This window comes from Delftia sp. WSY_10, assembly GCF_043104705.1.
Taxonomy (GTDB): domain Bacteria; phylum Pseudomonadota; class Gammaproteobacteria; order Burkholderiales; family Burkholderiaceae_C; genus Comamonas; species Comamonas tsuruhatensis.
The window spans coordinates 375256-394791 of the sequence record NZ_JBICKY010000057.1 but is presented as its reverse complement, the minus strand read 5'-3'; the positions used below and the strand labels follow the sequence as shown (position 1 = coordinate 394791).

The 19536-nt window shown below is 66.9% G+C and carries 21 protein-coding genes and 1 tRNA gene; 8 read left to right on the top strand and 14 right to left on the bottom strand.

Going from position 1 to position 19536, the window contains the following annotated elements; translation table 11 throughout:
• Position 1: 1 nt before the first annotated feature.
• Together ACF8ML_RS27660 and ACF8ML_RS27655 are read right to left on the bottom strand one after the other, a co-directional pair.
• Complete coding sequence (locus ACF8ML_RS27660; protein ID WP_392408574.1) at positions 2-1240, bottom strand: cyanate transporter; 1239 nt, start codon at positions 1238-1240, stop codon at positions 2-4.
• 4 nt (positions 1241-1244) lie between these two features.
• Complete coding sequence (locus tag ACF8ML_RS27655; RefSeq protein ID WP_047217797.1) at positions 1245-1706, bottom strand: nucleoside deaminase; 462 nt, start codon at positions 1704-1706, stop codon at positions 1245-1247.
• A gap of 117 nt (positions 1707-1823) precedes the next feature.
• Between ACF8ML_RS27655 and ACF8ML_RS27650 the strand changes: the two genes are divergently transcribed.
• Positions 1824-2702, top strand: a complete 879-nt coding sequence (locus tag ACF8ML_RS27650) for a LysR substrate-binding domain-containing protein (RefSeq protein ID WP_392408532.1) — start codon at positions 1824-1826, stop codon at positions 2700-2702.
• Between the two features lie 46 nt (positions 2703-2748).
• Here ACF8ML_RS27650 and ACF8ML_RS27645 read toward each other — a convergent pair whose 3' ends face one another.
• The 3 genes from ACF8ML_RS27645 to ACF8ML_RS27635 all read right to left on the bottom strand — a co-directional run bounded on the left by ACF8ML_RS27645 (position 2749) and on the right by ACF8ML_RS27635 (position 6498).
• Entirely contained in the window at positions 2749-3723 is a 975-nt protein-coding gene (locus ACF8ML_RS27645) for a tripartite tricarboxylate transporter substrate binding protein BugE (protein ID WP_047325859.1), read from the bottom strand.
• A 141-nt stretch (positions 3724-3864) separates the two neighbouring features.
• Positions 3865-5112 (bottom strand): CaiB/BaiF CoA-transferase family protein, encoded by a 1248-nt coding sequence (locus tag ACF8ML_RS27640; protein WP_013803646.1) that lies wholly within the window; start codon positions 5110-5112, stop codon positions 3865-3867.
• Between the two features lie 189 nt (positions 5113-5301).
• Positions 5302-6498, bottom strand: coding sequence for an acyl-CoA dehydrogenase (locus tag ACF8ML_RS27635; RefSeq protein ID WP_016448959.1), 1197 nt, complete (start codon positions 6496-6498; stop codon positions 5302-5304).
• Positions 6499-6727: 229 nt separating this feature from the next.
• Here ACF8ML_RS27635 and ACF8ML_RS27630 point away from each other — a divergent pair, with 229 nt between their 5' ends.
• Positions 6728-7675 (top strand): LysR substrate-binding domain-containing protein, encoded by a 948-nt coding sequence (locus ACF8ML_RS27630; protein ID WP_012204131.1) that lies wholly within the window; start codon positions 6728-6730, stop codon positions 7673-7675.
• 120 nt (positions 7676-7795) lie between these two features.
• On the opposite strand, the gene ACF8ML_RS27625 is transcribed toward ACF8ML_RS27630, so the two are convergent.
• Both ACF8ML_RS27625 and ACF8ML_RS27620 read right to left on the bottom strand, forming a co-directional pair.
• The gene (locus tag ACF8ML_RS27625; protein ID WP_392408531.1) at positions 7796-8542 is read right to left on the bottom strand and encodes an LrgB family protein; all 747 of its coding nucleotides are present in this window, start codon (positions 8540-8542) and stop codon (positions 7796-7798) included.
• Complete coding sequence (locus ACF8ML_RS27620) at positions 8539-8916, bottom strand: CidA/LrgA family protein (protein ID WP_017407068.1); 378 nt, start codon at positions 8914-8916, stop codon at positions 8539-8541. The genes ACF8ML_RS27625 and ACF8ML_RS27620 overlap by 4 nt, the downstream gene beginning before the upstream one ends.
• A 252-nt stretch (positions 8917-9168) precedes the next feature.
• Here ACF8ML_RS27620 and ACF8ML_RS27615 point away from each other — a divergent pair, with 252 nt between their 5' ends.
• Positions 9169-9390 (top strand): hypothetical protein, encoded by a 222-nt coding sequence (locus ACF8ML_RS27615; RefSeq protein WP_016452574.1) that lies wholly within the window; start codon positions 9169-9171, stop codon positions 9388-9390.
• A 638-nt stretch (positions 9391-10028) separates the two neighbouring features.
• Here ACF8ML_RS27615 and ACF8ML_RS27610 read toward each other — a convergent pair.
• Positions 10029-10113 (bottom strand) — tRNA-Leu (locus tag ACF8ML_RS27610).
• Between the two features lie 39 nt (positions 10114-10152).
• On the opposite strand from ACF8ML_RS27610, the gene cysM reads away from it, so the two are divergent.
• From cysM to ACF8ML_RS27595, 3 genes are all read left to right on the top strand, one after another.
• On the top strand, positions 10153-11058 hold the full coding sequence (gene cysM, locus ACF8ML_RS27605) for a cysteine synthase CysM (protein WP_017407070.1): 906 nt from the start codon (positions 10153-10155) through the stop codon (positions 11056-11058).
• Positions 11059-11135: 77 nt separating this feature from the next.
• Positions 11136-11738, top strand: a complete 603-nt coding sequence (locus ACF8ML_RS27600) for an NUDIX domain-containing protein (RefSeq protein WP_016452506.1) — start codon at positions 11136-11138, stop codon at positions 11736-11738.
• 26 nt (positions 11739-11764) lie between these two features.
• Positions 11765-11992, top strand: coding sequence for a sulfurtransferase TusA family protein (locus ACF8ML_RS27595; protein WP_012204137.1), 228 nt, complete (start codon positions 11765-11767; stop codon positions 11990-11992).
• 85 nt (positions 11993-12077) lie between these two features.
• On the opposite strand, the gene galU is transcribed toward ACF8ML_RS27595, so the two are convergent.
• The 3 genes from galU to ACF8ML_RS27580 form a co-directional block, all read right to left on the bottom strand.
• Positions 12078-12965, bottom strand: coding sequence for a UTP--glucose-1-phosphate uridylyltransferase GalU (galU, locus tag ACF8ML_RS27590; protein WP_392408530.1), 888 nt, complete (start codon positions 12963-12965; stop codon positions 12078-12080).
• A gap of 11 nt (positions 12966-12976) precedes the next feature.
• On the bottom strand, positions 12977-15889 hold the full coding sequence (locus ACF8ML_RS27585) for a valine--tRNA ligase (RefSeq protein WP_392408529.1): 2913 nt from the start codon (positions 15887-15889) through the stop codon (positions 12977-12979).
• 146 nt (positions 15890-16035) lie between these two features.
• Positions 16036-16665 (bottom strand): VOC family protein, encoded by a 630-nt coding sequence (locus ACF8ML_RS27580; RefSeq protein WP_012204140.1) that lies wholly within the window; start codon positions 16663-16665, stop codon positions 16036-16038.
• A 247-nt stretch (positions 16666-16912) separates the two neighbouring features.
• Between ACF8ML_RS27580 and ACF8ML_RS27575 the strand changes: the two genes are divergently transcribed.
• Both ACF8ML_RS27575 and ACF8ML_RS27570 read left to right on the top strand, forming a co-directional pair.
• Positions 16913-17806 carry a cation diffusion facilitator family transporter gene (locus ACF8ML_RS27575; RefSeq protein WP_043790489.1) on the top strand — a complete coding sequence of 298 codons (894 nt, stop codon included), beginning with the start codon at positions 16913-16915 and terminating at the stop codon, positions 17804-17806.
• A gap of 37 nt (positions 17807-17843) precedes the next feature.
• Positions 17844-18092: a DUF1272 domain-containing protein gene (locus ACF8ML_RS27570; RefSeq protein ID WP_012204142.1), complete on the top strand. Its 249-nt coding sequence runs from the start codon at positions 17844-17846 to the stop codon at positions 18090-18092.
• On the opposite strand, the gene ACF8ML_RS27565 is transcribed toward ACF8ML_RS27570, so the two are convergent.
• Genes ACF8ML_RS27565 through ACF8ML_RS27555 form a run of 3 tightly spaced genes read right to left on the bottom strand, consistent with a single transcriptional unit; the run spans position 18093 to position 19529 of the window.
• The gene (locus tag ACF8ML_RS27565; protein WP_392408528.1) at positions 18093-18497 is read right to left on the bottom strand and encodes a DUF2809 domain-containing protein; all 405 of its coding nucleotides are present in this window, start codon (positions 18495-18497) and stop codon (positions 18093-18095) included.
• A 20-nt stretch (positions 18498-18517) separates the two neighbouring features.
• On the bottom strand, positions 18518-18865 hold the full coding sequence (locus tag ACF8ML_RS27560; protein WP_016452503.1) for an antibiotic biosynthesis monooxygenase: 348 nt from the start codon (positions 18863-18865) through the stop codon (positions 18518-18520).
• A gap of 34 nt (positions 18866-18899) precedes the next feature.
• Entirely contained in the window at positions 18900-19529 is a 630-nt protein-coding gene (locus ACF8ML_RS27555; protein WP_392408527.1) for an FMN-binding negative transcriptional regulator, read from the bottom strand.
• Between the last annotated feature and the right edge of the window lie 7 nt (positions 19530-19536).

Genomic DNA, 19536 nt, shown 5'->3' with positions numbered 1-19536 from the left:
GTCAGCCGCCGGGTGCCCGCATGGCCTGGGCGTAGCGCTGCGGTGCCAGGCGAGACACCAGCACGCAGACCACGAGCACGGCGGCCATCTGTGCCAGCCAGCCGGCGCCGAATCCGCCCGTGAACTGGTGCAGCCGGGCGATCACATAGGGCGCCAGTGCCGCAATCAGAAAGCCGCCGCCCTGCATCAGCGCATTGAGCGCACCGGCCTGCGTGGGGTGGGGAAGATGGTCCAGCGCCACCACCATCATCAGCGCGAAGCAGCCACCCAGGCCGATGCCGAGGATGACGATGTTGAGCAGCGGCGCCGCATCAGGCCACCAGGCCAGCGCGGCCAGGCCGATGATCTGGCACAGCAGCGTGAACCCTAGCCATGGCCGGCGGTCGGCATGGCGCGCAGCCAGCACGGGCAGTCCCAGCGCGGCGCTGGCCTGGGCCACCGACAGCAGGGCCACCAGGCCGCCGCTTTGCGCGGGGCTCCAGCCGTGCGTCTGGTAGAAGGGCGCAAGCCAGGCCACCATGGCCGCATAGCCGCCGTTGATGAGGCCGAAGCAGGCCATCAGCATCCAGGTGCGCGGACGCCGGCGCAGCCAGCCGGTGTCTTGCGTGGCGTTGGCCCCTGCCATGGGCGCCGGAGCCGGCAACGCACGCAGCGCATGCCGCGCCAGCGCCATTGCCAGCAGGGCGGGCGCAGTCCACAGCGCCAGTGCAAAGCGCCAGTCCAGTCCCCATTGCACGGCCAGCGGCGAAATCTGGGCACCCAGGGCGCCGCCGCCCATGAGCGCGGCCGAGTACAGCCCCATCATCTGCGCCATGCGTGCGGGCGACTGGCGCTTGATCAGGCCCGGCAGCACGCTTTGCACCAGGGCCACGCCAGCGCCGCACAGCGCGGCCGTGGCCAGCAGGGTGGCCGCACTGGAGCCCGCCACGCGCAGCGCGCAGCCCAGCGCAATCACCGCCAAGGACCCGACCACGGCGCGGCGCGGACCCAGGCGCCGCAGCGCGGCCGGGGCCAGCCAAGCGCCCAGGCCCATCAACGCCATGGGCAGCAGCGTCAGCCAGGACAGCGTGGACAGATCCATGCCCGTGGCGGACTGGATCTGCGGGCCCAGCGGGCCGATGGCCGTGAGAAACGGGCGCAGGTTCAGCGTGACCAGGACCACGGTGGCCAGCCACAGCGCCGTTGGAATGGCGTGCGCTGCGGCGGGCGCCTCGGTGCGTGCGGGCGCAATGGACGACATGGCTTCAGGCCCAGGGCGCGTTGCCATACAGCTGGGCCGCCGTGATGCCCGTGTCCAGCCGCCTCAGGGGCAGCGGTGGCGGCTGCAGCGGCATGCGCAGCCGCTGGTAGGCGCCCTCGCTGGACAGGCCATACGGCTGTGCATCCGCGTTGTCGAAGGCGAAGAAAACCTGCTCGGCCCCGGCCATCACCAGCGCCGCCAGGCACATGGGGCAGGGGTGGCCGCTGGCGTAGATGGTGCAGCCGGCCAGGCTGGCGTTGGCCTGGGCGCGCGTGCCCGCGCGCAGCGCCTGCATTTCGGCATGGGCGCTGGGGTCATGGCTTTGCACGATCTCGTTGACGCCCGTGGACAGGATCTGCCCCTCGCGCGCGAGCAGGGCGCCGAAGGGCCGGCCGCCCCGCAGGCGGTTGTCGTGCGCCAGCTGCACGGCATGGCGCAGCAGGCGGATGTGTTCTTGTTCTTGCATGGGGATGGCTGGGCAATCGGGAGCTGAGGCCGCAGTCTAGGACGGGGGCCATCAATTGGAAAATTAAATGATCAAATGCCAGGCAGTGACAAAGCCACTGAAATTCGCCCAAGCCCCATGCAGCCCTCTTCCATAGACCCCACCCTGCTGCGCAGCTTCTGCGCCGTGGCCGAAACCGGCAGCTTCACGCGCGCGGCGCAGGGCGTGCACCTGACCCAGTCCACGGTCAGCCAGCAGATCCGCAGGCTGGAGGAGCAAATGGGCTGCACGCTGCTGGACCGCAGCGGGCGCCATGTGGAATGCACGCTGGAAGGAGAGCGCCTGCTGGCCTATGCGCAACGCATCCTCGCGCTCATGGACGAGGCCGTGGAGCAGCTGGCAGGCGCCACCGAGGCCGTGCTGCGCATCGGCGTACCAGAGGACTTTGCCGGCAATGCCTTGATGCCCGCCTTGGGCGCGCTGGCGCGCAGCCAGCCGCAGTTGCGGCTGGAGCTGAGCAGCGGGCTGTCGCAGGCGATATGGCAGCAGTTCCAGTCCGGCGAGCTGGACCTGGCCATCGTCAAGCAGCGCAGCGGCAGCACGCCCGGCATGGCGCGCTGGCCTGAACCGCTGGCCTGGATAGACAGTGCGCGGCATCCCTGCCACGGGATGGAACCCTTGCCTCTGGTGGTGTTTCCACAGGGCGGCCTGTACCGCAGCGAGATGACGCATGCGCTGGATGCCGCCGGCCGGCGCTGGCGCCTGGCCTATGTGAGCGCCAGCCTGGCCAGCCTGGAAGCCGCCGTGGAGCAGGGCCTGGGCATCAGCCTGCTGCCGCGCCGGCTGGTCGGGCCCGGCCACCGCCTGCTCGACGGCATGGCCGGCTTCGCCCCCGTGCCTGATGTGGAAGTGGCTCTGCACGTGCGGGCCCAGTTGTCGGCGCCGGGCCGGCGTCTGGCCGGGCGCCTGTGTGGGGTGTGCGAGGCGTTGCTGTCGCCTGCCGCTGGCGAAGCCTGAAAAAATCCCCGCCGTGGAGGGGATGGTCGGCGGGTGACGCGCTGGCTCAATCCATCGTCAGGTTCTGCTTTTGCACCACTTCCTTGTAGACCGCCAGTTCGGCCTTGATCTCTTCAAAGAAATGCTCGGGCGTGTCGGCCACGATCAGCGAGCCGGTTTCCTCGATGCGCTTCTTGATGGCGGGGTCCTGCAGCACCTTGCGCGTGGCGGCATTGACCTTGTCCACGATTTCGCGCGGCAGGTTCTTGGGGCCGACGATGCCGTAGTAGGCCATGCGGTTGACGGGGGCCAGGCCCACTTCCTTGAAGGTGGGCACATCGGGCAGCGCTGCCAGGCGCTGAGGCGCGGCCACCACGATGGGCACCAGGCGCTTTTCCTTGACGAAGCCCAGTGCGGAGGGCAGGTTGTCGAAGATCAGCGGAACCTGGCCGGCCACGGCGTCGTTCAGCGCGGGGCCGCTGCCACGGTAGGGCACGTGGGTGATGTCGGTGCCCGTGGACAGCTTGAACATCTCCATCATCAGATGGGTGATGCTGCCGTTACCGGGCGAGGCGTAGGAGTACTTGCCGGGGTTCTTCTTCACCTCGGCCAGGAACTCCTGGTAGTTCTTGCCCGCGAACTTGGGGTGGGCCGCAATGATGTTGGGCGTGGCCGCGATGTTCACGATGGGCGTGAAGTCTGTCAGCACGTTGTACGGGATCTTGGGGTTGATCGCCGGGTTGGTGGCCGTGGTGGACACGGTGGCGATGCCCAGGCTGTAGCCGTCGGGCTGGGAGCGCGCCGTCTCGGCCGCGCCGATGCTGCCGCCGCCGCCGCCCTTGTTCTCGACCACCACGGGCTGGCCCAGGGCGCGGCCCAGCGGCTCGGCCACGATGCGCGCGATCAGGTCGGTGGTGCCGCCGGCCGCGAAGGGCACGAGCAGCTTGATGGGTTTGGCAGGGTAGCCCTGGGCATGGGCTGCGCCCGACAGCGTGAGGGCGCCGAGGATGCCGGCGAGCGCGATGCGAGTGGTGTGAGTCATGGTGTTGTCTCCTTGAATGGATGTTGTGAGCGTTTGTTGTGAGGCACCGACGGGTGGGAAGGCTGGGTTTTTTTAAGACATTCGTATGGCGGTGCTTGAGGAAAAAGGTGTGGAGGAGTCGGTGTTGCCTGGCGCAGGCGATCAGACCACGCCGCGCGAGCGCAGCGCCTGGATGGCCATGGGTGCAATGCCCAGCTCGCCCAGCACTTCATCGGTGTGCTGGCCCAGGGAGGGCGGTGCGCTGCGCAGCACGGGCGGGGTGTCGCTCAGCCGCATGGGGCTGGCCACGCCGGCGATGCGCGAGATGCCGTCGCCGGCCTCGCGCGGCAGCTCGACGCGTATGCCGCGTGCGCGCACCTGCGGGTCGTCGAAGGCCTGGGCGATGGTGTTGATGGGGCCGCAGGGCACGGCCTTGTCTTCCAGCAGCGCAATCCATTCGGCCGTGCCGCGTGTCTTCATGAGGGGCACCATCCGCTCCAGCAGCGCCTGGCGGTTGCGCACGCGCGCGGTGTTGGTGGCAAAGCGCTCGTCCTGCGCCCAGCCGGCTTCGCCGACGGCGGCGCAAAAGCGCGCGAACTGCCCGTCATTGCCAATGGCCAGCAGCACGTTGCCGTTGGCCGTGGCGAAGTCCTGGTAGGGCGCCAGGCTGGGGTGGATGTTGCCGGCGCGGCCCGGCGATTCGCCCGTGGCCAGAAAGCCGGCGGCCTGGTTGGCCAGCACGGCCATGCCCACGTCGAGCAGGGCCATGTCGATGTGCTGGCCCCGGCCCGAGGCCTGGCGCGCATGCAGCGCGGCCAGGATGGCATTGCTGGCATACAGGCCCGTGAAGACATCGATCACGGCCACGCCCACCTTCAGCGGGCCGCCTCCGGGCGCCTCGTCGGCATGGCCGGTGATGCTCATCAGCCCGCACATGGCCTGCACCATGAGGTCGTAGCCCGCGCGCTCGGCATACGGGCCGGTCTGGCCGAAACCCGTGACCGAGCAATAGATCAGACGCGGGTTGAGCGCCTTGAGGCTTTCGTAGTCCAGCCCGTACTGGGCCAGGCCACCGACCTTGAAGTTCTCCACCAGCACGTCGGCCCCGGCCGCCATCTGGCGAATCAGCTGCTGCCCATCGGGGGTTGACATGTCGATGGTGACCGAGCGCTTGTTGCGGTTGCAGGCCGTGAAATAGCTGGCCTCCTGCGTAGCCTGCCCATCGTCGCGCGGCAGGAACGGAGGCCCCCAGTGGCGCGTGTCATCGCCGGCCACGGGCCGCTCGACCTTGATCACATCGGCGCCCAGGTCGGCCAGCGTCTGCGTGCACCAGGGCCCGGCCAGCACGCGGGAAAGATCAAGCACCTTGATGCCAGCCAATGCGGCCGGCGCGGAGGATGTGGAGGACATGAGAGGGAAGAAATATGAGCGCGCCCGATGCCGCTGGTAGTTCAGCTCAGGGCTTGAGCTTCCATCACCCATAGCGTGTGACATGGGCGTGGAGCAGGCCAGGGACGCCGAGCAAGAGCCGCCTCGCGGCGAGGGCGTCGTCCCCCTCCGCGAAGCGAGAAGGGGGAAGGCGCGAAGCGCCTCAGGGGGTCAGTTGGCAAAAGCTGCGATGCCAGTCTGCGCCCGGCCCAGGATCAGCGCATGCACATCGTGCGTGCCTTCGTAGGTGTTGACCACTTCCAGGTTGACCAGGTGGCGGGCCACGCCGAACTCGTCGCTGATGCCGTTGCCGCCCATCATGTCGCGCGCCATGCGGGCAATGTCCAGCGACTTGCCGCAGTTGTTGCGCTTGATCAGCGAGGTGATCTCGATCACGTTCTGGTGCTCGTCCTTCATGCGGCCCACGCGCAGCGCGGCCTGCAGGCCCAGGGTGATCTCGGTCTGCATGTCGGCCAGCTTCTTCTGCACCAGCTGGTTGGCGGCCAGGGGGCGGCCGAACTGCTTGCGGTCCAGCGTGTACTGGCGCGCCGTGTGCCAGCAGAACTCGGCTGCGCCCAGGGCGCCCCAGGCAATGCCGAAGCGTGCGCTGTTCAGGCAGGTGAAGGGGCCCTTGAGGCCGCGCACCTCGGGGAAGGCGTTTTCCTCGGGGACGAAGACATCGTCCATCACGATCTCGCCCGTGATGGAGGCGCGCAGGCCCACCTTGCCGTGGATGGCCGGGGCCGACAGGCCCTTCATGCCCTTGTCCAGGATGAAGCCGCGGATCTCGCCCACATGGCCGTCCTCGGTCACTTCCTTGGCCCAGACCACGAACACGTCGGCCACGGGGCTGTTGGTGATCCACATCTTGTTGCCCTTGAGGCGGTAGCCGCCGTCCACCTTGTAGGCGCGGCTGGACATGCTGCCGGGGTCGGAGCCGTGGTCGGGTTCGGTCAGGCCGAAGCAGCCGATGAACTCGCCGCTGGCCAGCTTGGGCAGGTACCTGTTCTTCTGGTCTTCGGTGCCGAATTCATTGATGGGCACCATCACCAGCGAGCTTTGCACGCTGGCCATGGAGCGGTAGCCCGAGTCCACGCGCTCGATCTCGCGCGCCACCAGGCCGTAGCTGACATAGTTCAGGCCCGCGCCGCCGTACTGCGTGGGGATGGTGGGGCCCAGCAGGCCCAGCTCGCCCATCTCGCGGAAGATGCTCACGTCGGTCTTTTCATGGCGGAACATTTCCAGCACGCGGGGTGCCAGCTTCTCCTGGCAGTAGGCATGGGCCGCGTCGCGGATCATGCGCTCGTCTTCGCTCAGTTGCTGGTCGAGCTGGAAGGGGTCATCCCATTGGAAGCTGTTGCGGGCCATGGCGTGGTTTCTCCAAAAAACAAAGAGGTCAAGGGCGGGTCGCTGCCATATGCCAAAGCCGGGCAGGCTGTGACCATGGAGCGTTGTTGCGACGCATCTTAGAAGCGGGCCTGCGCGTGGCGCAAACGATGTTTGTTCATCCATGAATGCGTAAAACGCATGTATGAATGGGTTGTTGCGGGTTATTCCCTATGATGCGAGGCTCTGAAGTGCATTGAATTCATGAGATATGCGTAGAGCCCTGCCATCCACCCAAGCCCTTGCCTGCTTCGAGTCGGCCGCCCGCCACATCAGCTACACGCGTGCGGCGCAGGAGCTGTCGCTCACGCAAAGCGCGGTATCGCGCCAGATCATTGCGCTGGAGGAGTTCCTGGGCGTGCAGCTGTTCCGGCGCACGCGCCACGGCGTGCTGCTGACGGAGGCCGGCACGCAGTACGCCCAGCAGGTCTCGCGCTGGCTGCACGGCCTGGAGCGCGACACGCTGGACATCATGGCCCACCAGGGCGAGGGAGGCCCGCTCAACCTGGCGGCCGTGCCCACCTTCGCCACGCGCTGGCTGCTGCCGCGCCTGCCGCAGCTGGCGCGCGAGCATCCCGAGGTCACCGTGCACATCGATGTGCAGACGCGGCCCTTCCTGTTTGCCGATACCGTGTTCGACGCTGCGCTCTATGCAGGCACGCCCGAGCAGGTGGCACGCTGGCCCGGTGTGCAGGCGCAATGGCTGATGGACGAAGAGGTGGTGCCCGTGTGCAGCCCGCAACTGCTGGCCACGGCCCAGGCGCGCGAGCCGGGCCGGGCCTGGCTGCCTGTGGGGGCGGACATCGTGGCCCGGATGCCGCTGCTGCAGCAAAGCACGCGGCCCTACGGCTGGCAGCAGTGGTTCGATGCCATGGGCGTGGCCGCGCCGCGCGCGCTGGACGGCATGCGGCTGGAGCTCTTCTCCATGCTGGCCGTGGCCGCCAGCCAGGGCCTGGGCGTGGCGCTGATGCCACCCATGCTGATCGAGCAGGAACTGGCGCGCGGCGACCTCATCATTGCCTGCCCCCAGCCACTGCGCGGCAACCGCGCCTACTACCTGGTCACGCCGGCCCTGGCGCCCGATGCGCAGCCCGCGCCCGCCCTGCGCGTGTTCTCTTCATGGCTGCAGCAGCGCGCCAGGGAGCACCGGCCTGCCTGAAAATTAAGCAGGCTTTGGATTGTTCAACGATGACAGTCACTTAACTGACTTATCCTTGCTGCTGGCGGCGCTTGTCCACAGGCTTGTGGGGGTGTCTCTGGGGAAAACCCGCAATCGCGCTCAAAACCAGGGCAGCACGGCCAGGCACAGCGGCATGACCACGGCCGTGGCCACGCCGTTCAGGCCCATGGCCAGGGCCGAGAAGGCGCCCATGGTCGGATTCACCTGCAGCGCGCGTGCCGTGCCGATGGCGTGGGCCGTAAGTCCCAGGGCAAAACCCTGCACGGCCGGGTCATCGCTGCGCACCAGGCGGCTCAGCAGCGGCGCCATCATCGTGCCCGCAATGCCGGTGATGGCCACGGCCACGGCCGCCAGCGAGGCCGGACCGCCAAAGCGCTCGGCCATGGGCAGGGCGATGGGAATGGTGGCCGACTTGGGCGCCAGCGCCACCAGCGTCTGCACCGTCGCTCCCAGGCTCCAGCCGATCAGCAGTGCCGACAGCAACGCCACCACGCAGCCCACGGCCAGCGCCACGCTGATGGGCAGCCACAGCGCGCGGATGCGCTCGCGCTGGGCGTACAGCGGAATTGCCAGCGCGACGGTGGCCGGGCCGATCAGCAGTCCCAGCAGCGAGACGCCGCTGCGGTAGCTGGCATAGGAGGTGCCCGTGGCCAGCAGCACGCCCACGATGACGACCACAGCCGTGAACACGGGAATCAGGAGCGGATGGTTGCCGCTTCGACGGTACAGCGCCATGGCCGCCAGGTAGACGGCCATGGTCAGCACCAGCCAGGGCAGGTGGGCGGTGGAGGCATTGCCGGACAGCGACTGCCAGGCGCTGTGCCAGTGGGTGGTGAGCGCGTTCATGCCTTGTCTCCCTGGCTGGCGGCCGCCTCGCGGGCGCGCTGGCGCTCCAGGCACCAGCGGAAGGTGAAGGCCGTGGCCAGGAAGGTAATGGCTGCACCCGCCACGCAGGCGATCACGAAGGGCTGCCATTCGCGCGACAGCCGGTCGAACTCCAGCATCACGCCTGCAATGACGGGAATGAACAGCAGCATCATGTTCTGCAGCAGCACGCCGGCGGCCTTCTCCAGCGACTCGGGCAGGCGGCCGTGCAGCAGCAGCGCCGCCAGCAGCAGCAGCGTGCCCATAAGCGCTCCCGGAAGCGGCAGCCCCGTGAGCTGGACGATGGCCTCTCCCAGCAACTGGAAGGCGAACAAGGCGGTGATGGCGTACAACATGAAAACCTGAATCCCTGGAGCAGATGGCAAGAGCGGACAGCAGAGGGCGGCGGCAAGAGAGCGGGCTGCCCGTTTCCCGGACAGGGCAGTGCCCTGGCACCTGTGGGACGCCGCCGCAAAGCGTGCCATCATCGCCCACATCGCGAAAAAAGGTGCGGACACCGATTGCGCGGCGTCCCGGCCAACGCTATGTTGGGACCCATGCCTTGGGCAGTGCCGGGGCATGAGACTTTGAATAGCGAAGGAGTAGCGATGGCCGAAACCACATATCACGCACCCGTGTACGAGCCGACGGTGGATGAACTCGAAGTGCTCAAGAAGCTGGAAATGGGCGAGCCCGTGTCGCTGGAAAGCGCGGCGCGCGAGCATCTGTCCAAGAGGCTGCGCGAGCGTGGACTGGTCGAAGTGGACAGCAGCCATCAATGGCACATCACGGCGGCGGGCCGTGCCCAGATCCGCCGCTCCGATGCCTGAGGCGCGGCGCGGCAGGTGACCCCGGTTTCAAGGGTTTTCCCTTGGATTCAGGGGCTGCCTGATTTGCAGGCAGCCTAGCTTGCGGCCAGTGAATGCAAGCACTTGGACGCCTCGTTCACTTGCTGTTCACTGAATATCCACAGGGTTGTTCAAGGGTTCTGTGGAGAAAAAAAGCCACCCCAGGGTGGCTTTTTTCATGGGCATCACCAGGCTTTTGCAGCGGGCGCACCGGGCTGGTGCCCGCGCCGGAAATTGGCTGCATGGCGATGGTGCAGATACCGGTTTTCAGAGGGAAGGTGCCGGATTTCGCGCACTGGGCAAGGCTAGGGGGCAGGCCGCGGTGGGGGCGATTCGAGGCGGGCTGGACATGCGCCTGATTGCAGTCCGTTTCCGCCTTGGCGGTGGCTTGATGCCAAAGTTGTACACAGGTTGGGCGGTGTGCGGGTGAAAGCGCGCAGGGGCTATCCCGCCCAAAGCATGAGGACGCAGGATCTGGTCAGGCTGGAGGCCTTGAATTGCAGTGCAGCCGCTGAAAAGGGCTGGTGCAGGAAGGAGGGGTGTGCGGACACTGTGAAGACAGCGGCCGGAAAAGAAATAGCCGAAAAAGCAGCGGACTGCTTTTTCGGCTACGTAATCTCTGGTGCCCGGGGCCGGAATCGAACCGGCACGCCTTGCGGCGGGGGATTTTGAGTCCCCTGCGTCTACCAATTTCACCACCCGGGCTACTTAGCGCAGGGGCGAATTATGGCACAGTGTGAGGCTATGAAAATTTATCCGACCATCGAAGACGCCATCGGCCGCACGCCCCTGGTGGCATTGCAGCGCATCGGTGCGCAGTCTCGCCAGGAACGTGGCAACGTGGTGCTGGGCAAGCTGGAAGGCAACAATCCGGCCGGTTCGGTCAAGGACAGGCCGGCCCTGTCGATGATCCGCCGCGCCGAAGAGCGCGGCGACATCAAGCCCGGCGACACGCTGATCGAGGCCACCTCGGGCAATACCGGCATTGCGCTGGCCATGGCCGCCACGATCAAGGGCTACCGGATGGTGCTGATCATGCCCGAGGACCTGTCCATCGAGCGTGCCCAGACGATGAAGGCCTATGGCGCCGAGCTGATCCTCACGCCCAAGAGCGGCGGCATGGAATACGCGCGCGACCTGGCCGACCAGATGGTGGCCCAGGGCAAGGGCGTGGTGCTCGACCAGTTCGGCAACCCCGACAACCCGCGTATCCACTACGAGACCACCGGCCCCGAGCTGTGGGAGCAGACCGGCGGCGAGATCACCCATTTCGTGAGCGCCATGGGCACCACGGGCACGATCACCGGCGTGGCGAAGTTCCTCAAGGAAAAGAACCCTGCCATCCGCATCGTGGGCGCCCAGCCGGCCGAGGGCTCGCGCATCCCCGGCATCCGCAAGTGGCCCGAGGAATACATGCCCAAGATCTACGACGCCTCGCTGATCGACGAGACCGTGCTCGTGGGCCAGGACGATGCCGAAGACATGGCGCGCCGCCTGGCGCGCGAGGAAGGCATCTTTGCCGGCATCTCGGCGGCGGGCGCCTGCTGGGTGGCCCAGCAGATTGCCGAGCGCGAGAACAACGCCACCATCGTCTTCGTGGTCTGCGACCGCGGCGACCGCTATCTGTCCACGGGCGTCTTCCCCGCCTGACGCAGCGACAGGCCCGCCTTCCGGCGGGCCTTCCTGTTTGCATAGAGCCAGGACAGCAAAAAACCAGGAACAGCCCCATGCACTATGAAACCCGCTATTGCACGCACTGCGCAACGCCCCTGCAGTGGGTGATCCAGGCCGAGGACGGCGGCGATGTATCGCGCCTGCGCTGCCCCGAGTGCGGCTGGACGCACTGGAACAATCCCACGCCCGTGCTGGCCGCCATCGTGGAGCTGGACGGCAAGGTGCTGCTGGCGCGCAATGCGGCCTGGCCCGAGAAGGTCTTCGGCCTGATCACGGGCTTCATGGAAGCCGGCGAGTCGCCCGAGGAGGGCGTGGCGCGCGAGGTGGCGGAGGAAACCGGCCTGAAGGCCGAGTCGCTGGAGCTGATCAGCGTGCATGAGTTCCTGCGCATGAACCAGGTGATCATCGCCTTCCATGTGCGCGCCAGCGGCCAGGTGCGGCTGTCGCCCGAGCTGCTGGAATACCGCCTGCTGGAGCCCGAGAAAGTCCAGGCCTGGCCTTCGGGCACCGGCATGGCGCTGGCCAAGTGGCTGCGCAGCCGGGGGCATGATCCTGTGATCCGTGACTTCTGGAAGCGTGCCGAGCAGGCCCAGGAGGCTGAAGCGAGTCGCGCCGATCAAGACACTGCTGCCGGCCTCAGCCGCGATGCCGCCTAGAATCCCAGGCTCAAGAGGTGCATCCGATGGAAATTCACAAGGAAATCGACACGCGCGGGCTCAACTGCCCGCTGCCCATTCTCAAGGCCAAGAAGGCGCTGGCCGAACTGGACAGCGGCCAGCTGCTCAAGGTGGTGGCCACGGATACCGGATCGCTGCGCGACTTCCAGGCCTTCGCCAAGCAGACCGGCAATGAACTGGTGGAGCAGCAGACCGTGGGCGCGGAGTTCATCCACATCCTGCGCCGGCGCTGAGCGGCTGCACGCGGCTCGCTCCAAAGAAAAAGGCCTGCTTTCGCAGGCCTTTTGCATGGGGCAGGGGCGGCCCTGGGGCCCGGCCTCAGATGCTCAGGCCCTGCAGGTATTCGCGGAAGCTCGCGCCCACGTCCTCGTGCTGCAGCGCCAGCTCCACCGTGGCCTGCAAAAAGCCTTCCTTGCTGCCGCAGTCGTAGCGCTTGCCCTTGTACTGGAAGGCGTAGACGGCTTCATGGGCCATCAAGCGTTCAATGGCGTCGGTCAGCTGGATCTCGCCGCCCACGCCCTTGGGCTGGTTGCGGATCTCCTCGAAGATGGCCGGTGTCAGCACATAGCGGCCGGCCACGCCCATGCGCGAGGGCGCCTTCTCGGGCGCGGGCTTTTCGACGATCTTCTCGATGCGCATCAGCGCGCCGCCGGCCGGCTCGCCGGCCACGATGCCGTAGCGCTTGGTCTGCTCCAGCGGCACTTCCTGCACGGCCAGCAGGGAGCGGCCCTGTTTCTGGAAAGCCGAGGTCATCTGGGCCATCACGCCCGGGCCGCCGGACTCGCCCACCATCAGGTCGTCGGCCAGCAGCACGGCAAAGGGCTCGTTGCCCACCAGCGGCTCGGCGCACAGCACGGCGTGGCCCAGGCCCAGGGAGCGCGGCTGGCGCACGAACAGGCAGTTCATGTCGGTGGGGCTGATGCTGCGCACCAGCTCCAGCATGGCCTGCTTGCCGGCGTTCTCCAGCTCGTTTTCCAGCTCGTAGGCGGTGTCGAAATGGTCCTCGATGGCGCGCTTGCTGCGGCCGGTGACGAAGATCATGTCGCGGATGCCGGCCTCGTAGGCCTCTTCCACGGCGTACTGGATCAGCGGCTTGTCCACCACGGGCAGCATCTCCTTGGGAGAGGCCTTGGTGGCGGGCAGAAAGCGCGTGCCGAGCCCGGCAACGGGAAACACGGCTTTGCGGACACGGGTCTGGGTGCTCATAAACGGATCTTTCAACCCAGGCGGGCGAGTTGTTCCTGGATGCGGATCAGCGTTGCGCCGAAGTCGGCCACGCGCTTCTTTTCCTGGTCGATGACGGCCGGGGGTGCCTTGGCCACGAAGGCCTCGTTGCCCAGCTTGGCATTGGCCTTGGTGATTTCGCCTTCCAGGCGTGCGGCTTCCTTGGACAGGCGGGCCTTTTCGGCCGCCACGTCGATCTCCACGAACAGCGCCAGGCGCGCCTCGCCCACCACGCAGACGGGCGCGGCCTGGGCGGCCTCGGCCCAGGCGGCTTCGTCGTCGAACACCTTGACTTCGCTGAGCTTGGCCAGGTTCTGAAGCACGGCGGCGTTGGTGCGCAGGAACTGCGCCTCGTCGTCCGAGCTGGCCACGGCCAGCAGCGGCAGGCGCTGTGCGGGCGACACGCCCATCTCGCCGCGCAGCGTGCGGCAGGCGTCGATCATCTGCTTGATGCGGCCCACGTAGGCGATGGCGGCCTCGTCGATCTTCTCGGGCTGGGCCTCGGGGTAGCGGGCCACGGCCACGGACTCGCCGGGCAGGCCGGCGACCGGGGCGACCTTCTGCCACAGGGCTTCGGTCACGAACGGGATGATGGGGTGGGCCAGGCGCAGGATGGCCTCCAGCGTGCGGATCAGCGTGCGGCGCGTGGCGCGCTGCTGGGCCTCGCTGCCGGTCTGGATCTGCACCTTGGCGATTTCCAGGTACCAGTCGCAGAACTCGTTCCAGACGAAGTCGTACAGCGCGTTGGCCACGTTGTCCAGGCGGAATTCGGCAAAGCCCTTGGCCACTTCGGCCTCGACCTTCTGCAGCTGCGAGGTGATCCAGCGGTCGGGCTGGCTGAACTGCATGTAGCCCGCGAACTCGCCGCCGGCCTGGCATTGCTCCTTGGTGTGGGGCAGCAGGCCGCAGTCATGGCCTTCGCAGTTCATCAGCACGAAGCGGCTGGCGTTCCACAGTTTGTTGCAGAAGTTGCGGTAGCCCTCGCAGCGCTTGCTGTCGAAGTTGATGGAGCGGCCCAGCGAGGCCAGGGCCGCGAAGGTGAAGCGCAGCGCGTCGGCGCCGTAGGCGGGAATGCCCTCGGGGAATTCCTTTTGCGTGTTCTTGCGCACCTGGGGGGCGGTCTCGGGGCGGCGCAGGCCCTGGGTGCGCTTGTCCAGCAAGGTGTCCAGGTCGATGCCGTCGATCAGGTCCACGGGGTCGAGCACGTTGCCCTCGGACTTGCTCATCTTCTTGCCCTGGGCGTCACGCACCAGGCCATGCATGTAGACATGGCGGAAGGGCACGCGGCCCGTGAAGTGCGTGGTCATCATGATCATCCGGGCGACCCAGAAGAAGATGATGTCGTAGCCCGTGACCAGCACCGAGCTGGGCAGGTAGAGGTTGTAGTCATCGTCGGCCGCCTCGGTCTGGTTCGGCCAGCCCATGGTGGAGAACGGCACCAGGGCCGAGGAGTACCAGGTGTCCAGCACGTCCTCGTCGCGCGTGAGCGTCTTGCCGGGGGCCTGGGCCTGGGCTTCTTCCTCGGTGCGGGCCACGTAGACCTTGCCGTCCTCGTCGTACCAGGCGGGAATCTGGTGGCCCCACCACAGCTGGCGCGAGATGCACCAGTCCTGGATGTTGTTCATCCACTGGTTGTAGGTGTTGACCCAGTTCTCGGGCACGAACTGCACCTGGCCGCTGGAGACGGCATCGATGGCCTTCTGCGCGATGGACTTGCCCGTGGCATCGCCTTCGCCCACCTTGTTCATGGCCACGAACCACTGGTCGGTCAGCATGGGCTCGATCACCTGGCCCGTGCGCGTGCAGATGGGCACCATGAGCTTGTGCTTCTTGGTCTCGATCAGCAGGCCGGCCGCGTCCAGGTCGGCCACGATGGCCTTGCGCGCCACGAAGCGGTCCATGCCGCGGTACTTCTCGGGCGCCTCGTCGTTGATGGTGGCCGTGAGCGTCAGCACGCAGATCATCGGCAGGCCGTGGCGCTGGCCCACGGCGTAGTCGTTGTTGTCATGCGCGGGCGTGACCTTGACCACGCCCGTGCCGAACTCGCGGTCCACGTAGTCGTCGGCAATGATGGGGATCTCGCGGCCCACCAGGGGCAGGATCACGGTCTTGCCGATCAGCGCCTGGTAGCGCTCGTCCTCGGGGTGCACCATCAGGGCTGCGTCGCCCAGCATGGTTTCCGGGCGCGTGGTGGCCACCACGAGCTGGCCCGAGCCGTCGGCCAGCGGATAGGCGATGTGCCACAGCGAGCCGTCCTTTTCCTCGTTCTCGACCTCGAGGTCGGAGACGGCGGACATCAGCTTGGGATCCCAGTTCACCAGGCGCTTGCCACGGTAGATCAGGCCCTGCTGGTACAGGCGCACGAAGGTCTCGTTGACGATGGACGACAGCTTGTCGTCCATGGTGAAGTACTCGCGGCTCCAGTCCACGCTGTCGCCCATGCGGCGCATCTGGCCGGTGATGGTGTTGCCGCTCTGGTTCTTCCACTCCCAGACCTTGCTCACGAAGTTCTTGCGCGCCTCGGGAGGCGTCGCGCCCATGTCGTGGCGGCTGGCAATGCCCTGCTCCTGCAGCTGGCGCTCCACCACGATCTGCGTGGCGATGCCCGCGTGGTCGGTGCCGGGCACCCAGACCGTGTTGTGGCCCTTCATGCGGTGGTAGCGCGTGAGGCTGTCCATGATGGTCTGGTTGAACGCATGGCCCATGTGCAGCGTGCCCGTCACATTGGGCGGCGGCAGCTGGATGGAGAACGAGGGCTGGGATGCATCTGCCTGGCCCGTGCCGCGCACGCCGGCTGCGCCGTAGCCGCGCTTTTCCCATTCGGGGCCCCATTGAGCCTCGATGGCTGCGGGTTCAAACGATTTGGACAGGCTGTCGAGGCCGGGCTGGGCAATGGTGTCGCTCATGGCTTGCTTGCGGGGAATTGTGCGAATGGCGTTTGGCAAATGAAAACGGCATCCGTTGAAGGGATGCCGTCTGCATATGCGAAATGGATGACGGTTTGACGGAGATTCTACCGACCCCGTCCGCCTGCCTGTTCGCCGGGTCTTATTCAGGCCGCTGCGTCGGGGACGAACTCGGGCCTGTCGTTGCTCTGGGGCTTGAGCGGCTGCGCCGCCTTGCCTTCGGCGCGTTCCTTGCGCCATTGCTCCTTGCGTGCCGTCCACTCGTTCAGGCGGGCGTGGGCGGTGGTGCTTTCGCGCGCCATCTGCACTTCGTCGGCCAGCTGGGCCGACAGCTCCAGGCGGATGCCGTTGGGATCGAAGAAATAGATGCTCTTGAAGATGTGGTGGTCGGTCACGCCCAGCACCTCGATGCCATGCGCCACCAGGCGGGCCTTGGTGTTCTCCAGTTCCTCGACGGTGTCCACGCGGAAGGCGATGTGGTTGATCCACAGCGGCGTGTTGGGCGAGGGCAGGGCCTTTTCGTCGTCGCCGATGTCGAAGAAGGCGATGAACGAACCATCCTTCAGGCGGAAGAAGAAGTGCGTGTAGGGGCAGTACTCGCCCGTGCTGGGCACGTAGTCGCTCTGGATGATGTGGTAGAGCGGCAGGCCCAGGATGTCCTCGTAGAAGTGGCGGGTCTCCTCGGCATCGCGGGCCTTGTAGGCGTAGTGGTGCAGCTGCTGCACGGCGGCGGGCGGTGGCAGTGTGGACAGGTCGGGACGGGCGCTTGTGTTCATCGAATGTCTCCTTGGTGGATGTTTTGATTCTACTATTCGTAATCAATTTACCTAAATGAAATGTTGCGATGGATGCAGGGATATGCGCGCTGCGGTGTCCGGGCCACCTGCGGTGCCGAGTTGCCGCCAGCACTTGACCTTCAAGTCACTTCACGCTTTCTCATCGAGGTCCGATCCCCCCGCTTGCCATGGTCGCCATGGATGCGGCGGCCCTCTGTTCACAACCGTTTTCAAGTCAAGGAACCTCATGAGCGACAGCCATCAGCACGGCGACGTGCGCGCCCTGCCGGAATCCCGTCTCTGGTTTGCCTTCGGATTGACCGGCACCTTCATGGTGGTGGAGATCATCGGCGGCATGGTCACGGGCAGCCTGGCCCTGATCTCCGACGCCATGCACATGCTGACCGACGCGATGGCGCTGCTGCTGGCCCTGGTGGCCATACGCGCCGGCCGCAAGGCAGCCGACCTGCTGCGCACCTACGGCTATGCGCGCTTCGAGATCCTGGCCGCCGCCGTCAACGCACTGGTGCTGCTGGGAGTGGCCTTCTACATCCTGTATGAGGCCTACCGCCGCCTGTCGGCACCCGCGGAAATCCAGTCCCTGGGCATGATGGCGGTGGCGGCCGCGGGCCTGGTGATCAATCTGATCTCCATGCGCCTGCTGTCGGGCGGCAAGGACGAGAGCCTGAACGTGAAGGGCGCGTACCTGGAGGTATGGGCTGACATGCTGGGCTCGATCGGCGTGCTCGCCGGTGCTGCGCTGATCTGGCTGACGGGCTGGCGGTGGATCGACTCGGCGGTGGCCGTGGGCATCGGCTTCATGGTGTTCCCGCGGACGTGGACCCTGTTGCGCGAGTGCATCAACATCCTGCTGGAAGGCGTGCCCTCCGGGATGAACCTGCAGGCGGTGCGCGAGACGATTGCGGGCACGGCGGGCGTGGCAGCGATCCACGATGTCCACCTGTGGGCGGTCACGCAGAGCAAGCCCATGCTGACCGGCCATGTGGTGCTGCTGCCCGGCGCGGACGGCGAGCAGGTGCGTCGCGATATCGAAGACAGGCTGCAGGCCGGCTTCGACCTGCACCATACGACGCTGCAGATGGAGCGCGAGGACCGCTCCCCGGCAGAGCACATCCACTAGGATGCCAGTCTTCATGGACCACACCCGGAGTGCACCGATGCTTGAGCTTCGACCCAACTGCGAATGCTGCGACAAGGACCTGCCGCCAGAGTCCGCCGAGGCCCGCATCTGCACCTTCGAGTGCACGTTCTGTGCCGGCTGTGCGGATCATGTGCTGCACGGCGCCTGCCCCAACTGCGGTGGCGAGCTGGTGGCCAGGCCGCGCCGGCCGGCGGACAAGCTGGAGCGGTATCCGGCCTCGACGAAGCGGGTGCTCAAGGCCGGTGGCTGCGCTGTACGGGCCTGATCAGAGCACAGGCCTGGCTCTGCGGCCACGGAACGCAGCCTCCACCACCAGCACGGCTGCAAAACCCATCACATAGGCCAGCACATCCCACCAGTCGGCCGTGCTGCCCAGCACGATGCGCAAGGCGCGGTTGGGAATGTGCAACTGGAAGGTCGATGCCAGGAACTGGCCCAGTTCCACCAGCAGGCCCACGCCCAGCGCGGCCGACGCCAGCAGCAGCACGCGCGCGGCGATCACGGTCTTGAACACGGCATAGACCCAGGCCACGGCCAACACGTCGCCGAAGAAGCTGCGCACCCAGCCCCAGCGTGCGCCGACGGTGGCCAGCAGCACGAGCAGGACAAACAGGGCCACCGCCCACGCCAGGGAAACAGGATCAAAACGCCATCGCATGGCCGCCATCATCGGGCCAAAAGCGGGTCCGGTCAGCGCGCCGGGTGCGCAGTGCCTTGCGCAGCGGTGGCCAGCGGGTGCGCTATCCCGCCATCGCCGTAGCTGCCCACCACGTGGGCGATCACCACTTGGTAGCCCTTGAGCCAGCGCGCCTGCTGCCGCTTGGCCTCGATATGCGCAGGGTGGCGCATCAGCTCTTGCAGCGCCTCCCAGGTCTGCCAGTAGTAGACGTTGGAGACCAGGCCTGTGGCGGGGTTCTCCCAGGCCTCTTCGCCCAGGTAGCCGGGGATGGCGCGGGCGATCGCGGCGATCCGGCCGTCAAGGGCATGGAACTGCGCGTCGTATTCGCCCGGCGCGAAGGTGAAGGTGGATGTGTACATCGGTGGTTGGCAACCTGTGTGAGGGTGGCTGGCGCTAGATGCGCGGCGCCGCATCCATGGCGCCGGCCAGCGGCTCCTGTCCGCGCTCGCGCAGCGCGCCGATGGCGCCTTCCAGGTCGCGGGCCTGCCGGTTCTGGCTGAGCTTGGCCTTGCCCTCCAGGCGGGTGATGCGGATCTGCAGGCCGACGATGGCCTGCAGCATGCCGTCGATGAATTCCCGCGGCGAGTCGGACATCTTCCAGGGCTGGGCCTGCGATGCCTCATGGACCCGGGTGAGCCGGCCGACCAGGCCGCGCACGAATCTCTCGTCGTCATGGATGCTGATTTGCCCGTGCACATGCACGGCCTCGTAGTTCCAGGTGGGCACCAGGCGGTGCGTCTCGTGCTTGCTTGGATACCAGCTGGGCGAGATATAGCCTTCGGCACCACGGAAGATGACCAGCACCTCGGCGCCATCGCGGCACTGCTGCCAGATGGGATTGGCGCGGGCCACATGGGCGCTCAGCGTGCCCATCTCCCCTGGGGCCGCATCCAGCAGGAACGGCAGGTGGTTGGCGTCCAGCACGCCGTTGGCCTGGGTGACGAGCGTGCCCAGGGGGTAGCTGCGGATCAGGCCGTGCAGGCTGCCGGAATCGGTGAGGGAGAAATGGGCGGGCGTGTACATGGAGCTT